Origin of the sequence: Muricauda brasiliensis (assembly GCF_003057865.1) — a bacterium.
In the GTDB taxonomy this organism is placed as follows: Bacteria; Bacteroidota; Bacteroidia; order Flavobacteriales; family Flavobacteriaceae; genus Flagellimonas; species Flagellimonas chongwuensis.
The window spans coordinates 1-14,454 of sequence record NZ_QBTW01000014.1 but is presented as its reverse complement, the minus strand read 5'-3'; the positions used below and the strand labels follow the sequence as shown (position 1 = coordinate 14,454).

General features: G+C 43.5%; 16 protein-coding genes. 2 read left to right on the top strand and 14 right to left on the bottom strand.

Features of this window, described 5'->3' with window-relative positions:
• Positions 1-47 precede the first annotated feature (47 nt).
• The 4 genes from DCK90_RS10445 to DCK90_RS10430 form a co-directional block, all read right to left on the bottom strand.
• Positions 48-869 (bottom strand): SDR family NAD(P)-dependent oxidoreductase, encoded by an 822-nt coding sequence (locus DCK90_RS10445; RefSeq protein WP_108246158.1) that lies wholly within the window; start codon positions 867-869, stop codon positions 48-50.
• Positions 870-977: 108 nt separating this feature from the next.
• Positions 978-2,189, bottom strand: a complete 1,212-nt coding sequence (locus DCK90_RS10440) for an MFS transporter (protein ID WP_108246157.1) — start codon at positions 2,187-2,189, stop codon at positions 978-980.
• A 74-nt stretch (positions 2,190-2,263) separates the two neighbouring features.
• Positions 2,264-3,088, bottom strand: coding sequence for an SDR family NAD(P)-dependent oxidoreductase (locus tag DCK90_RS10435; RefSeq protein ID WP_108246156.1), 825 nt, complete (start codon positions 3,086-3,088; stop codon positions 2,264-2,266).
• 166 nt (positions 3,089-3,254) lie between these two features.
• Positions 3,255-4,082: a helix-turn-helix domain-containing protein gene (locus DCK90_RS10430; protein WP_108246155.1), complete on the bottom strand. Its 828-nt coding sequence runs from the start codon at positions 4,080-4,082 to the stop codon at positions 3,255-3,257.
• Positions 4,083-4,172: 90 nt separating this feature from the next.
• On the opposite strand from DCK90_RS10430, the gene DCK90_RS10425 reads away from it, so the two are divergent.
• Positions 4,173-4,568 carry a DoxX family membrane protein gene (locus DCK90_RS10425; protein ID WP_108246154.1) on the top strand — a complete coding sequence of 132 codons (396 nt, stop codon included), beginning with the start codon at positions 4,173-4,175 and terminating at the stop codon, positions 4,566-4,568.
• A gap of 85 nt (positions 4,569-4,653) precedes the next feature.
• The gene (locus DCK90_RS10420) at positions 4,654-5,526 is read left to right on the top strand and encodes a polysaccharide deacetylase family protein (RefSeq protein WP_108246247.1); all 873 of its coding nucleotides are present in this window, start codon (positions 4,654-4,656) and stop codon (positions 5,524-5,526) included.
• Positions 5,527-5,583: 57 nt separating this feature from the next.
• Here the strand turns inward: DCK90_RS10420 and DCK90_RS10415 are convergent, their stop codons facing one another.
• From DCK90_RS10415 to DCK90_RS10370, 10 genes are all read right to left on the bottom strand, one after another.
• Positions 5,584-7,074: an L-dopachrome tautomerase-related protein gene (locus DCK90_RS10415; protein ID WP_108246153.1), complete on the bottom strand. Its 1,491-nt coding sequence runs from the start codon at positions 7,072-7,074 to the stop codon at positions 5,584-5,586.
• An 11-nt stretch (positions 7,075-7,085) separates the two neighbouring features.
• A complete protein-coding gene (locus tag DCK90_RS10410; RefSeq protein WP_108246152.1) occupies positions 7,086-8,021 on the bottom strand; it encodes an NADP-dependent oxidoreductase in 936 nt (311 codons plus the stop codon).
• A gap of 15 nt (positions 8,022-8,036) precedes the next feature.
• Positions 8,037-8,597 carry a reactive chlorine resistance membrane protein RclC gene (gene rclC, locus DCK90_RS10405; RefSeq protein ID WP_108246151.1) on the bottom strand — a complete coding sequence of 187 codons (561 nt, stop codon included), beginning with the start codon at positions 8,595-8,597 and terminating at the stop codon, positions 8,037-8,039.
• The gene (locus DCK90_RS10400) at positions 8,594-9,721 is read right to left on the bottom strand and encodes an L-dopachrome tautomerase-related protein (protein WP_108246150.1); all 1,128 of its coding nucleotides are present in this window, start codon (positions 9,719-9,721) and stop codon (positions 8,594-8,596) included. The genes rclC and DCK90_RS10400 overlap by 4 nt, the downstream gene beginning before the upstream one ends.
• Before the next feature lie 70 nt (positions 9,722-9,791).
• Positions 9,792-10,337: a carboxymuconolactone decarboxylase family protein gene (locus DCK90_RS10395; RefSeq protein WP_199912683.1), complete on the bottom strand. Its 546-nt coding sequence runs from the start codon at positions 10,335-10,337 to the stop codon at positions 9,792-9,794.
• Positions 10,338-10,770: 433 nt separating this feature from the next.
• Positions 10,771-11,067 carry a hypothetical protein gene (locus tag DCK90_RS10385; RefSeq protein WP_108246148.1) on the bottom strand — a complete coding sequence of 99 codons (297 nt, stop codon included), beginning with the start codon at positions 11,065-11,067 and terminating at the stop codon, positions 10,771-10,773.
• Positions 10,988-11,278 (bottom strand): bestrophin family protein, encoded by a 291-nt coding sequence (locus DCK90_RS16990; protein ID WP_159075811.1) that lies wholly within the window; start codon positions 11,276-11,278, stop codon positions 10,988-10,990. Before DCK90_RS16990 ends, DCK90_RS10385 begins: the two co-directional genes overlap by 80 nt.
• 43 nt (positions 11,279-11,321) lie before the next feature.
• Entirely contained in the window at positions 11,322-11,621 is a 300-nt protein-coding gene (locus DCK90_RS10380; RefSeq protein ID WP_159075810.1) for an alpha/beta fold hydrolase, read from the bottom strand.
• Between the two features lie 615 nt (positions 11,622-12,236).
• Positions 12,237-13,127, bottom strand: coding sequence for a PorP/SprF family type IX secretion system membrane protein (locus DCK90_RS10375; RefSeq protein WP_108246146.1), 891 nt, complete (start codon positions 13,125-13,127; stop codon positions 12,237-12,239).
• A gap of 30 nt (positions 13,128-13,157) precedes the next feature.
• On the bottom strand, positions 13,158-14,454 hold a 1,297-nt coding region (locus tag DCK90_RS10370), incomplete at its 5' end, for a BspA family leucine-rich repeat surface protein (RefSeq protein ID WP_159075809.1).

The following is a 14,454-nucleotide window of genomic DNA, read 5'->3' as shown; positions in this document are numbered from 1 at the left end:
ATTCACGCTAATTTAACACCTGTAAATCCATGGATAGAGCTATTATATTATCCGTGTGCAGCAACGGCCACTTCGTCCCAAGCTTCCCATTCTGCCAATTTTTTGGCGTATTCTTCCTTGGTTTTCTTAAGACCCAAGTTGCCCAAGAACAATCGTAGGGGCGGTTCCTTGGCATCGATCAATGTCAAGATAGCGGGTACAGTGGCCTCCGGGTTACCATATTGTTCCACGGGCATGCCCTCCGTTTGGAATAGGGTCTCCCTTACCTTTTCATAGGCAGGGTTGATTTCTGCACTTACTGCAGAACTTCCACCAAAGTCTGTTTTATACCCGTTGGGCTCTACCATGGTCACATGGATGCCAAAATCCTTTACCTCATGCGACAACGCCTCGCTCATGCCTTCCACTGCAAATTTGGTGGCATTGTACATACCCAGAATCGGTAATGCCCAAATACCAAGAACACTGGAGAGTTGGATGATGTGTCCTTTACCTTGCTCCCTCATGATCGGTATGGCGGCTTGGGTGACGAACAAGGTGCCCATGATGTTGGCATCGATCAAATCGCGAACCTGTTTTTCCTCCAATTCCTCAATCGCTCCGAAAACCCCGTATCCTGCATTGTTGATGACGACATCGACCGAACCAAAATGGGTTTTGGCGGTTTGAAGGGCTTGCTCCACCTGGGCCTTGTTGGTAATGTCCAAAGCAAGGGGTAGAAGATTTTCTGGATAGGTACTTACCAAATCTTCAAAGGCTTCTTTATTCCTACTTGTGGCTACAACATTGTCACCCCTTTCCAAAAGGGCCTCGGTCCATAATCTTCCGAATCCGCGGGATGCTCCTGTGATAAAAACTGTCTTTTTCATTGTGATATATATTTGGTTTATATTTTAATTTATGATGTAAAATTCTTGTTTTCCAAAGGGTTTAAATAGTCCATTTGTCGGGAACAATAGCACAAATCTCCTATGTCCTTACTCATAACCGATGGATCTGGCCTTTCGATGGGACAGGAATCCAAAAATGGCCATGGCCATGAGCCCCACCAGTCCTAAATTCAGATAGCTGTAGACCAATTGACTGGAAATGGTCACCGAACCGATCATGCCAAAATTCAATATGGAACTGATCACGTAAATGCCCCCACCTGTTAACCCACTGGCTGCCCCGGCATTCGAACTAAATCGTCTGAGGCAATAGGAGTACACATTGTTGAAAATGAACCCTGAAATGAAATTTATCAACAATGCGGTACCTACTAAGGTGTAGAGGGAACTGTACCGAATCGATAGTATGGTCATGGCCAATGCAAGGATTACTTCCAAAAGGATGGCCACCAGTAATTTTCTTCTTAAGGGAATATGGATCATGGCTTTGGAAACCAAACCACCGGCCATGAGCGCCAGACCCAATATAAGAGCACTGTTGCCCGTAGTGATAGGGGAGTGGTGGAACTGTTCCTCAATGAGGAAGGGGCTCGAGATACTATATAAAATCTGAAGGCTGTAATTGGTGCCGATGATCAACAGGCCCAGACTGAAATCCCGGGTACCAAGCATGGATCTATAGATTTTTACGATTTTGGAAAGTTTGAACGGATTTCGTTCATGTGTTGGCAAGGATTCCCCGCTATATAGAAATTCAAGGACGAACATCGTCAAAGTGAACAGGGCAAGGAAGTAGAAATTGGCTCTCCAGCTAAAATTATGCTCCAAATACCCTCCAATAAAAGGAGCAATAACCGGTGCCGTGGCCCAGACCACTGAAAATAGACTGGTATAGTGCTTTAAGCGGTTTCCGGAATAGAGATCTACAAAATAGGCCCTTTTACCCACTATGATCAAGGATACAGCAATTCCTTGTACGATCCGAAGACCGTAGATCACATAGATGTTTGGGATAATGGTGATCAAAAAGCTCACGAGGGAAAAGGCCAATAGGGAAATGAGGTTGATCCGATATCGACCCAAACTGTCCAAAATACCTCCGATGAAAATTTGGCTCAGTCCCGAACTCGTCATAAATACAATCACTAAAAGTTGGACCGCGGATTGGGAAACGTTCAAATAACGTCCCATACCCGGTAGGGAAGGCAAAAATATATCCGTGGCCAAACCTCCTAGCGGGATCAACATAAAGGCAAGCCAGGTGCTCAAACCCTTGTGTTCTTTTTCGAGTACAATCATTTTTTTTTTGGTAATGTAAGAGAGGGAAGGCCATTCGTTGGCCTTCCCATGGATTCATAGCAATTGAATTCCCATTAATGCCCGTGTGCGGCCAAGCTTACCGTTTTCCATTCCCCTACTTCCTGAAGCCTTTGGTTCAAAAATTCATGGATAGTGTGGTAGGCCACTTTCCCGAATAAAAGTCGTTTCGGAGGTTGAGTCATATCTACAATATCCAATATAGGTTGAACTGTTGCAGCTGGAATACCCCAATTGTCAGGATTGGAGCCTGCAGCTTCGAAAGCATTGCGTACCGGATCGTAATCGGTAATGGTTGAAGGCGTCTGTACGGCCGAAGCCCCTGACCAATCCGTGGAAAACCCGTTGGGTTCGATCAGTGTGGTTTTGATACCTAAATGGGCCACTTCCGAGGAAATGGTCTCGATCAATCCTTCCACAGCGAATTTGGAGGCGTTGTAAAGCCCTAACATTGGTAAGGTTGTCAATCCAAGAAAACTGGAAATTTGAATGATATGCCCATTTTTTTGTTTTCTGAATACGGGAAGAATGGCCTGTGCTACCCATAAGGAGCCAAAAAAGTTGGTTTCCATTTGTGCACGTGCCTGTTCCTCGGTGGTCTCTTCCGTGGTACCAAATAACCCAAAACCAGCATTGTTGATCAACACATCAATATTCCCAGTGGCATTCGCAGCTTCTTTAACAGTTTTGAACACTTCAGATCTATTATTGACATCCAATTGGAAAGGAAAAACAAGGTCCCCGTAGGTGGCAATCAAATCATCTAGATCACTAATTTTTCTAGCTGTCGCAATGACGCGGTCCCCTCGTTTTAAAAAGGCTTCCGCCCACAGTTTTCCAAACCCTTTGGAAGCTCCTGTAATAAATATGGTTTTACTCATAACTCATGTTTTTTAATTTGTTGGAACAAAGTTATCAGTGGTAGCTCCGTGGAAATAGTCTGTTTCAGAGGAAGAATAGCACAAAAGTGGGATTATAGGTTCTTATTTGATTCAACTAGTTCTACTTATGAAGATTGGTCAGGGGCGACGCAATGGTAAGTTATGCTTATTTCCTTGACCTAGCACGGAATTGGGTCGGGGTTATCCCTTTATGCCGAAGAAAGAATTTGGTAAGATGGCTGGAATCGGTCATGCCAAACTCTGCAGAAAGTTCATTTATGCGCATATCCGTATATTGAAGTCTTGATTCTATCAGTTTTATCCGATACTTGCCAATGTAGTCTTTTAGGTTTTCCCCAGTCTCTTTTTTAAAAAGTTCCCCGAGATAATGGGGTGAGACATTGAAGACGGATGCCATAGTCTGGCTCCTCAATTTTTCGGGTTCATAAATATGCCTATGGATATAACCTTGCAATGAAATTGGATATGAGGGTGTAAACTTTGGAGCATTGTCCCGTATTGAAATGTTTCTGGCCGCAATGGTGATCAACGTATTGATGAGCTGTTGTACAACTTCTTGTTGATAAGGGGCTTCCCCTTCGGATTCCATGGTGATAGCCTCGGTAAGGGACCGGACAATGGTTTTGTCAGAAAGGTGTTTTAGGATACATCCAGGTAAATGGTCATGGTTATGGAAAATATATTCCAATGTATTCAACCAGTGGGATGGCTGCTCCTTCAAATAGCTCTCATTGAACCGAAGGAAAAAAAAGTGGGAAGTTTCCTTGATTTCAAAACTATGGACATCCCTTGGAAAAACAAGAAACAATTTATTCGGGCCATATGTCAACCTGTTCGAATTGATGACCTGTACCCCGTTACCTTCCAAAACAAAGATCATCTCAAAATAGGTGTTCTGGAATTCCTTGGCCACATATTCCGTCATCACCCGGTTTTCGACCTCATAAGGCAAGTATAGGTTACGTTTGTTCATACTTGATAAAATACAAAGATACCCTAAAATTATACAATTTTATTGAAAACGGAAGCGCCAACTTTGATGTCAAAATCTAAAAACTTTGTTATGAAAAAAAATGTTTTTCTGGTGCTTCGATTGGGTGTTGGTATGAGCATGTTTGGTCATGGTTTGGTACGCTTGCCCAAATTAAGTGCCTTTGCATCATGGATGTCGGGAGGCTTTCAACAAACGATGCTTCCTGAACCCATGGTCCATTTTTTTGGCCTTTTACTCCCCATTATGGAATTTTCCCTTGGCATTTTGTTGTTGATCGGCCTGTTTACAAGACAAGCCGCCTCCATTGCTGCCCTTCTGATGCTGATCCTATTGTTCGGAACCTGTATGCTCGAAAATTGGGAGGCCATCCCTTCACAACTGATCCATTTGTTGTTTTTGGCAGGGTTGCTCCAATTTGTGGATCGAAATTCCTTTTCCCTGGATAACAGCATATCGAACCTCTAATTATTGAGCATTGAACGGCAGAAGAAATTTTATCAAAAAGTCTAGTGCCTTTGGAGCATTGAGCTATTTACCAATTCAAGGATTTATGAATACAATGAATACGAAAGAACAAAATGAAGCGCTACCGTCGAAATGGTCCGATGGATCTAGAATGGTGGTGTCCATTTCCATGCAATTTGAGTCTGGTGGTCAACCGGAAAATGCGGAAAGTCCCTTTCCCCAAAATATGAAAAAGGGGTATAAGGACTTTCCCGCTGAAACCTGGTATCAATATGGTTATAAGGAGGGGATACCCCGAATGCTTGATAACTGGGATAAACTTGGCATCAAGGTTACCTCCCATATGGTTGGTTCTGCGGTTCTGAAAAATCCGGAACTCGCAAAGGAAATTGTTGATCGGGGCCATGAGGCAGCGGCACATGGGATGAACTGGAGCAATCAGTATGACTTAAGCTATGAGCAGGAAAAGAAGTTCATTCTGGACGGCGTCAAGGCCGTACAGGAAACAACGGGGTTTAGACCGGTCGGTTATAATGCCAATTGGTTGCGCAGGGGTGAAAATACACTGCGGATTTTACAAGAACTGGGTTTTACCTACCATATTGATGATTTAAGTAGGGACGAACCTTTCTTGTTGACCATCAATGGGAAGGATTTTGCTGTTGTTCCGTATACCTTGCGCAACAATGACATTCTACTTATTGAAGGTAAGGGATTTTCCGTTGATCAATTCTATGATCAGGTCAAAGCGGATTTTGACCAATTGTATATCGAAAGTGAGTTGAAGAGAAGATTGATGTCCATCAGTTTCCATGATAGGATAGGGGGGACGGCGCAGATGGTCAAGATGGCCCATGATCTGGTGCGCTATATGCAAGGCCATGCAGGAGTTACTTTTAAAAGGAAGGATGACATTGCGGAAATGACCCTTAAAGACCGTTCAAGCATAAAGGATTAAACTAATAAAGAGAGGCAGACTTTTAAGGTCTGCCTCTTTTTTGTCTAAATCAATTCATCATCTTCCCATCAAGCCCTTGGCCAAAGGCTTGAACCTGAAAATGTAAAAGGGTGCTTTGGCCTTATTGGTTCCATTATTGAAGGCAGCACCTAAATGTACCTGAGCGGCTGAAACATACATGTAGCCATCCACTGCGTTAAAACTGACCCCATCAGGCCAGGCCATACGCTGGTCATCCATCAATTTATGGGTACTTCGGTCTTTGGCCAGAATGACGGAGATACTGTGGGATTCCACATCTGTCAAATATAGGTTGCCATCACGATCGATCGAGAGTCCTCCATTGTTCGCCTTTGAAGCATAGGATTCCACCTTGGTTTCCAATTCGGACGGAGCCAACCCCTCGTCCAATAGTTCCTCCAAGCGGATCCGATACACTTTAGTTCCGTTCAATGGTGCAAAATAGAGCCATTCGAAATTTTCATCGGCGGTTATCCCGTCACATCCCACCAAGAGATGATGGCCGTTCACCTGTAAGGGTTGCCCATCTATGGTAATAGGGACGTTTTCAGGCAGTGTTGCCCGTGTACTTTCCAAAAGCCTTCGTGTCCGGCCGGTAGCCATGTCCACAACGATCAATGCGGCTTTTTCACCATTCCCGCCTTTGCCGATCCCTTCATCAGCAATGATGAATACTCCATGTTTGGTATCAACGACCATATCGTTGGGTTGTGAGGTTGCGGCCAAAGCGGTTTCGGGCAAATAATAGATACGTTCCAAAGTGTCAAAACGAGTGTTCCATCCTACAATTTTTGGCGTGACCTCATTGCGCTGTCCCATATCCAATATCCATATGATTCCGTTGGCGTCGTTACGGATTCCCAATACATTGCTGAAATAATGGTCATTGTCCCTATTTGGTGTATTCCAAGCTTCATTGGGGAACGGCCTACTGGTCTTTGTTTCCCGATTGTATATGGAAACCCGGGTCTCCGGTGCAAAAAAGGGATGCTGGCTGTACACAATTTCTCCCTGGGGCGTAAACGCTATGTTGCCCACAGCATGGTCCACTTTTGCAAAAACCTCGGGTTGACCTACTTTCAGGTCCCAAGGTTTCTCTTTGACCTTGTCTGGCCCCTCATTGAAATAGTTGTCCGTTCCATTGATCCAGTCCATTCGGGAAGGGGTGAAAAAATCAATGTCTATGGTCTCGTCCTCCAAGGCAATGAACCGATGGGGAATATTGGGTGGGATGACCATGACTTCCCCAGCTTTGACCAATGTCTCGGTCTTGCCGATATACACTTTTACGCTACCTTGTGTAATCAAGGAATACTGTTCGTTGGGGTGTTGGTGCCATGGTACCTCGGCCCCCTTTTTGAAGGTAAAATAGCCAATGGTGCCCTTTTCACCAGAGACCATTTTTCTTGAAATCAAGTCATTGAGCTGTTTTTCCGGGAGCTCATTCAAAACCAGGTGTTTTGGTTCTTGGGAACGGATTCCATGGTTTATTAGGATGCTTAATGAAATAATCAATACGTTTTTCATGCGTTTCAAGGTTATAGGGTAATAATGATTTTTCCTACCGTTCTTCCTGTCTCTTGCGCCAAATGGGCTTCTTGCATTCGATCAAAATCGAAAGTTTGGGAAATATGGGACTTGAGGGTTCCTTTTTCCATTAGGGAGGCAATCGCTTCCATGTCCGCACCATTGGATTGTACCAGGATAAAATAGCCGTTGACCCCTTTGGAGGCTGCCTTTGAGGTGACCTCCTCGTTCAACCCCGTTGGAATGCTGATGATACTTCCCCCTTCCTTGGTCACTTCAAGGGAGTGGTCGATGTTGTTGCCCCCAATGGTATCCAAGACAAAATCAAATTCCCGGGGATGGGCTGTCCAGTCGTAGGTGTGGTAATCAATGTGCGCATCAGCTCCCAGGCCCAGTACAAAATCCCTGTTTTTTACCGAGGACGTACCAACCACGGTTGCCCCCAAATATTTGGCAATTTGGACCGCCATGTGACCTACACCTCCAGAAGCTGCATGGATGAGTACTTTTTGTCCTTTCTGGACTTGGGCATTTTTGACAAGAGCCTGCCAAGCGGTCAGTGCTACCAATGTTGCCGCAGCCGCTTCTTCATGGGTGATGTTTTGGGGTTTCAAGGCCAGTTGGGACGCTGGTGCCGCAACATATTCGGCATAAGCCTTACCGTGTCCGGGGAATTGCACCATTCCGAAAACGGCATCTCCGGTTTTAAATTTGGCATCTTGGCTCTCCACCACAATTCCTGAGATATCCCAACCCAAAATAAGCGGATTTTCATCCTTTATCCGTCCATAGACTCCTTTGCCCGATCTTGATTTTACATCGACGGGATTGATACTGATTGCTTTGACCTGGATCAATACCTCTCCGGATTTGATGGTGGGCCTATCTACTTCTTGGATGGTCAAATTTTCTACACCTCCCGGTGTCTTTAATACAATTGCTTTCATGGATTGTCTTATTTTTTATTTAGGTTCAATTCGAATTTGTTTTGCACTTTTAGAGGCAACGGTCATGCCGGCCGCCATCATGATAATATCCTTCAGGACCAATCTTCCTGCTCCTGATAGAAAAGGAAAACCATGATCGGGACCTCCCAAATCAGGCACATAGACTTCCGGTGTAGTAATCAAAAAAGAAAGGGTTACCAAGGACATGGCCATGGTCAACAATCCTCCAATCAGTCCGATCTTGGGCAGCCAGATTCCCAAGAGGGTCAATGTTCCAATAAGGAAAATCACCGTTCCCAAAACATAGGAAAATCGATAGGTTCCATTGGTTTGGTGCCACGCAAGATGGGTTGGCACCAATTCACCCTCTTTGTTTTTATAACGTTGATATTCTTCTGGATGGGCGTAAAAGAACTTCATGACAGGACTATTGGCCACAAAGGGAACAATACCATCTGCTTCATACTGGAATGCCTTTAAGCCCCCGATCCAAGCCATGACCACAAATATGGCTATCCGTAAGAAAGGTATGGACTTTGTTTCCCAACCTTGAATTATGGCTAGTATATTTTTCATAATTTCAATCGTAATACCTTATAAGGAATTTTGGTTTTGTTTTTTCCTTGATGGAACCAAGGCATCCATTGGATTTGGGAAGCCGTGATGTACAGATATCCATCTTTGGAAATACTATAGCTATCGGGCCAGATCAATTGGTCCTTGTCCTGTACCAATTCCTGCATTTGAAGATCTGGTGTGATCTTAAGGATGCTGTGTTGCTCCAAATCGCCAAAGTATAGGTTACCCTTGTCATCGAAGATCATCCCGTCGGTGGTGGTAAAAGTCCCTAGGTCGATTACACTTTCCTCAATGGTGTTTTTTGGGGTTTCAAAATCCATTAAAACCGAAGTGTTTATACGGTATAATTTTGCATCGGTGAGGGGCTTGAAATAGAGCCACTCCCTATCAGGACTTAAGGCTATTCCATCACTGTTCACCTTCAAAGGATTGCCATCACTTGTAGTGAGTTCTTCGCCCAAAGGACTGAACGTATAGTTTTTATCCGATAGGACCGCTGGGCTCTTCTCCAAAACATACCTGGATTCCCCTGAGTTGATATCCAAAACGACCAATCCCCCTGAGGAGGAATCCGTCATATAGGCAAAACCATTTTGGTTGTCCACACGGATGTCATTAAGATAGACGTGTTCATTGATAATTTCCTCGGGAAATCGATAGATCCGCTCAATTGCATCTGTTGCCAAATTGATCTTGATCACCTTGTTGCTCCTTTGATATACAGGGCCCAATCCAATGCCAGCGGCATCCACAATCCATAGATAGTTTTGGTCATCGGTATACACGGCCTGGACACAGACAAATTTGTTTTGTCCGTCTTCTCCTTTTTTAAAACTGTTCCACGTTTCATTGGGGTAGGGAACCGCTTTGCCTTGTTTTACTTCGACAACGGAATATTGATGTGTATCCAACCAATAGGGGTAGTTCACAAATAACCGGTCATCGTTTGCCACGGCAACCCCGGTAAACTGATATATACTATCCGTGAAAACGGTTTCCAATTTTTGGCTTTCTGGAGCGGTATTAGTTCCCACTGTATCACGGTTGGCCCTTGTTGTGTCCTTGCACGCCATCACGGCAAGTGTTAAGGTCAATAGAATGATGTGTCCAATTGTTTTCATAGTCAATTCATTTTTGTTTGGATGGACCGGTAAGTAGGTTTTGTCTACTTAGCGATCTATCTTTGGGTTTTTAGTTCAATGGAGCTGCGGCTGGAAAATCCACAGGTACCCTTGTATTGGAAAAAACATAGTTGGTAAAACTCCTCAATGCAATAAGTGCGATCAGTTCTACCAAGGCTTTCTCATCATAACCGGCATCAAAGAAGTCTTCCTTTAAGTCAGCATCCCCATTTCCTTTGTTCTCGGCAATGGAAGCTGCCAATTGTAATACAAGGTTCAATTTGGCGTCACCGTATGTTGCAGCTCGAATGGCCAAGGTATCGGCTTCACTGAATCCTCTCATTTTGGCCAATGCAGTATGGGCGGCCAAACAGTAGTCACAATTGTTTACCTGTGAAACGATAAGGTTGATTGCTTCCCGCTCCTTGGCCGAAAAGGAAGCATCCTTGGTCAAAGTGGTCTCCGTCTCCAACATGGCTTTTAGGGCAGAAGAGGAATAGCCTATGGTTGCATAAAGATTTGGGACTATTCCCAATTTTTGTTGGACGTTTTCCAACATTTCCCTCGATGTACTACTTACTTCCTGTAAGCTGGGTACTTTACTTGTCTCTATCATGGTTTTTATATTGATTTATGGGACAAAGTTATTCCAGTGGCTTTCGAATAAATAGTCCGTTTGAGCGTAAGAATGGTACAGAAGTACGATTTACATAAAATCACATATACTATTGAAATATAAGTTGTTATAAAGTTTTGTTGGGTTGTGTCAGTCATTTTTTGCAGTAATCGAAACCAATAAAAAAGGACTCGAATCAGGGAGTCCTTTTTGTGATTTATGTAAATCGGTCCGGTTATGACAAACCATCGAATGCCAGACCTATTCTACATCAAAAATCCATCTTTTGTCGACATGGGATTTGGAATGTTCGAATCACCGATCATTTCCATAAGAAAAAATACCCAAGAGATCAATCCTCAAAATAGGCCTTGTCCCTGGGTTCTTGCAGTCGTACGGATTGCCTTTGTAGAATCTGTGTGGCCATATTGGATTAGTCCTTATAGTTTTTGAATTCCCCGTGGTCGATCATATTTAAAATTTCTCCTTCCAAATCCTCGTAATAGTGTTCACAAATGGTAGGCATATAAACTTCCTTTAACCTATTTTCGACATGTTCCCATTCCCTTTCCAATCGCAATTGATAACGCAGTGCCGTAAGCCACGAAATATGCCTGTAGATGAGTTCTTTCTGAATGGAGTGGCTTTCATCACCCTGGATAAAACTGGTAACGGCTGCGCCAAAGCTCCTGGAACTGTTGATAATGGCTCCCCACCCATAATCTTTCATAACTGGCACTGTTCTTGAAGCCAAGGTAGAAAGCCACGGCTATGCCCAAAACACTTATGGGCTGCCAATTCAATGCGATGTCCAAATGGAAATAGGTATAGACCAGCCAATGGGCCATTGTTGTGAAGGCAGCATAAAGCGTACTTAGAATAAAAGGTTTTTTGCTCCAGTTGAACAATTTCCAAAAACCGTAATGTCGTTTGGCATACATAGTATAAATGATTTGGTTGTATTGGTGATTCTATTGGAAATTCCTAGTAATGATTCCCTAGAAAAGCATTTATATACCCTGCCGATTGTTCCGGGAATTGGTGATGGGGTGCATGTCCGGCATCATTGAATATGATATGCTGAAGTGCAGGGGCATATTTCATCAATGGGAACCAATTCTCCGTTGCAAAACTGATGTCATGATCACCGGAAACTACAAACATCGGAGTTTCGAGCGTTTGGTATTCGTCCCTAAAACCCAATGGATCCTCCCTGAAGGAACCTGATCCGGAATAGGAACGTTGGAATATGGCTTGGTCCTTTGGAATCAATGTCCTGTCCAATCTTTTTGCAATTCGGTTATGTGATTCCCTAGCAGCTTGTGTGCTCTTTTCTGAACTGGGTTCAAAGAAAAGGATATATTCATCCTCAAGATTATTTTCCGGTTTTAAGACCCTTTCAAAGAAGGTGTGCGTTGAGGGATTCGAACCTCCTTTGCCAACTCTTAAGTTTATTGTTTTTTTCCTTGCTTATGCTTTTTTACTAACCGAATTACAGACCACTTTTGGTAAGCTTGCTTCGTTGATGTCAGATTTAACTATAAAAAATAAACGAACATATATGTCAAACTAAACACTAAAATGTGACGGGATGACTGGAAGAAAGCGTTATTCGCAGTTACCTGACAATCAGTATTTACACTTGTCTTAAAAACTGGTTAACCGAACTCTAAACTGTCTATAAAACAGTACTTTCAGAGGCAAAACTTATGGGGGTTTTGCGCTATAAAATTAGATAATTTAATCGCTACACAGTTTATTTTATCAACCTAGAAATAAAAATCCTAGTCTAAAAGTACAATGTTAGAGGTATATGTGATACCATCAAGCAATCTTCTCGAACTTATTAGGTTTAATTATATGTTTAAAATTGAGCTCTCCTGATCTAATAAGTGGTTTTTATAGCGTTAACTTCATAAAAAGCTCATGGGTATTGTTGTCCAATCCATCAATTGAATTTTGAATGGACGTTTCGTAAGCATACCCAAGGTTAAAACCGTTGCTTACATTGAACAGGAACAAGCCGCTGATACTTTCGTCAATTCGGTACGAGGCACCAAATTCAAATCGTTCCCCAAAATCCAAAATCCCGGTAAGTTCCAAAGATACGGGTGAGGCGTCCACATAGCGGAACATCCCCATGGTCTTTAGGTCCAATGTCTTGCCCAAGATAAAGCTGTAGCCTCCACTCAAATAGGCATGCATACGATCTGCACCCAAATAGGCATTGCCATCGCGTTCCTGCAATCTATCTGGGGTGAGAAGTTTTGGTGCAGAAAGAGACACAAAGTACCTATCGTGTTTTAGGTAGGCTCCTGCCCCTACATTTGGGGTAAATCTACTTTCATAGTTGATGAGCGTGCCGTCTTGAGCTACACCATAGGTAATCAACCCATCGGTGTTGGCATTATAAGAGTTGGCACTACCCTTGATTCCAAAATAAAGGCGATGGTCTTCATTTAATTGGATGAAATAGGAAATGTCTATGGCCACCCAAGTCTGTTGTTCGATAAAGGTGCGGTCATTGAGAATGGACGCTCCCAATCCCACGTTCTTTCCAACGGGCATACCAAAGATGGCGCTTTGACTCTCGGGCGCTCCTTCTATACCTGCCCACTGGCTCCGAATTCCCAATGAGAATTCAGCAGCCTCGGAGCTTCCAGCAAAAGCCGGGTTGTATAAGTTCATGTTGTACTGGTAAAAGGTATAGTTGGGGTCTTGTTGTGCATTCACCGTTGCGGTAAAAACCATAGCTGCTAACAGTATCTGTAATTTATTAATTAGGTTCATGTCTGTATTGTGTGTTTTCTGTCGTTGTGGTTAATAGTTGATAAAGATCCAGCCTTGTAACGGAGCACTTCCATTACCCAAATCAATGATGTAGAGGTACGATCCCGCAGGAAGCTTTTCATTTCTGCTTTTGTAAAAGCCTTCCCAGTTGTTCCTATACGATTTCGTTCCGAAGACCTCATGTCCCCATCTGTTATAAACCCTGACATTATTATTGGGATAATTGTCGATACCTGGAATGATCCAAGCATCGTTGTTGCCATCTCCGTTAGGGGTAAAGGCTTGTGCAGGCACCAACAATGGCTCACTGATCCCAGGAGAATCCCCATTATCGTCTCCCTCGTCCACTGAATCTTCAGGGATGCTGGAAGCATCCTTCGGGTCACTTCCTTCTTCCTGTTCAGTTTCATCGGAATATCCGTCACCGTCATCATCTGTATCGCTATTGTCACCAATACCATCACCGTCTGTATCCATATGCTCATCCGGATCAAACGGAAATGCATCATCCGAATCTGGAGTACCGTCATTGTCATCGTCCTCATCGGCGTTATCTCCAGTACCATCTCCGTCCGTATCGGTATCTTCCTCGGGGTTCAAAGGAAAATCATCATCCGTATCTGGAGTTCCATCGTTATCGTCATCGGTATCATCCATATCAGGAATGCCATCTCCATCCGTATCTGTTTCATCTTGATCAACGGGACAACCAGTTTCATCTACCTCTTCTCCAATTGGCGTGTTGGGGCAGACATCAATGGAATCCTCAACACCATCATTGTCAGAATCCAAACATTTTGCACCAGCATCAAAAATGCTCCATCCAAAGTCATCGATTATTTGCTGTCGAGCGTCGCTTCCGTTACAATAAAAAGCGGCATAATTGCCAAAATTCACCCCATTCTGCAATGTTAACGTACTCCAACCTATCAATAGCTTATCGTAATTCTCCACAGACAGATGGCCAAAGCTTCCAAACATATCCGACATGTCGGTTACATTGCTTACGTTCCAAGCACCTAAATCCTGGTTCAAAGGACAATCAAAGAACATGTTTTTCATACTGGTTACTTGCTGCACGTCCCAGGATCCAATATCTTGGTTAAAGGCTCTTGCCGAGAAGAACATCCCAGCCATGTTGGTGACATTGCTAACGTCCCAACCACCGATATCTTGGTTGAATTTCCAAGCATATGCAAACATGCCGACCATATTGGTCACCTGGCCAACTTGCCAAGAACCAATGTTATGGTTAAATGTTTGTACACTAGCGAACATGTTCTTCATATCGGTTACTTTACTTACGTCCCAACCACCAATATCTTGG

Bases quoted from the DNA above. Each gene is read 5' to 3' on its own strand.
- DCK90_RS10445 (WP_108246158.1), bottom strand. From the start codon at position 869: ATGAAAAAGACAGTTTTTATCACAGGAGCATCCCGCGGATTCGGAAGA.
- DCK90_RS10440 (WP_108246157.1), bottom strand. From the start codon at position 2,189: ATGATTGTACTCGAAAAAGAACACAAGGGTTTGAGCACCTGGCTTGCC.
- DCK90_RS10435 (WP_108246156.1), bottom strand. From the start codon at position 3,088: ATGAGTAAAACCATATTTATTACAGGAGCTTCCAAAGGGTTTGGAAAA.
- DCK90_RS10430 (WP_108246155.1), bottom strand. From the start codon at position 4,082: ATGAACAAACGTAACCTATACTTGCCTTATGAGGTCGAAAACCGGGTG.
- DCK90_RS10425 (WP_108246154.1), top strand. From the start codon at position 4,173: ATGAAAAAAAATGTTTTTCTGGTGCTTCGATTGGGTGTTGGTATGAGC.
- DCK90_RS10420 (WP_108246247.1), top strand. From the start codon at position 4,654: ATGAATACAATGAATACGAAAGAACAAAATGAAGCGCTACCGTCGAAA.
- DCK90_RS10415 (WP_108246153.1), bottom strand. From the start codon at position 7,074: ATGAAAAACGTATTGATTATTTCATTAAGCATCCTAATAAACCATGGA.
- DCK90_RS10410 (WP_108246152.1), bottom strand. From the start codon at position 8,021: ATGAAAGCAATTGTATTAAAGACACCGGGAGGTGTAGAAAATTTGACC.
- rclC (WP_108246151.1), bottom strand. From the start codon at position 8,597: ATGAAAAATATACTAGCCATAATTCAAGGTTGGGAAACAAAGTCCATA.
- DCK90_RS10400 (WP_108246150.1), bottom strand. From the start codon at position 9,721: ATGAAAACAATTGGACACATCATTCTATTGACCTTAACACTTGCCGTG.
- DCK90_RS10395 (WP_199912683.1), bottom strand. From the start codon at position 10,337: ATGATAGAGACAAGTAAAGTACCCAGCTTACAGGAAGTAAGTAGTACA.
- DCK90_RS10385 (WP_108246148.1), bottom strand. From the start codon at position 11,067: ATGAAAGATTATGGGTGGGGAGCCATTATCAACAGTTCCAGGAGCTTT.
- DCK90_RS16990 (WP_159075811.1), bottom strand. From the start codon at position 11,278: ATGTATGCCAAACGACATTACGGTTTTTGGAAATTGTTCAACTGGAGC.
- DCK90_RS10375 (WP_108246146.1), bottom strand. From the start codon at position 13,127: ATGAACCTAATTAATAAATTACAGATACTGTTAGCAGCTATGGTTTTT.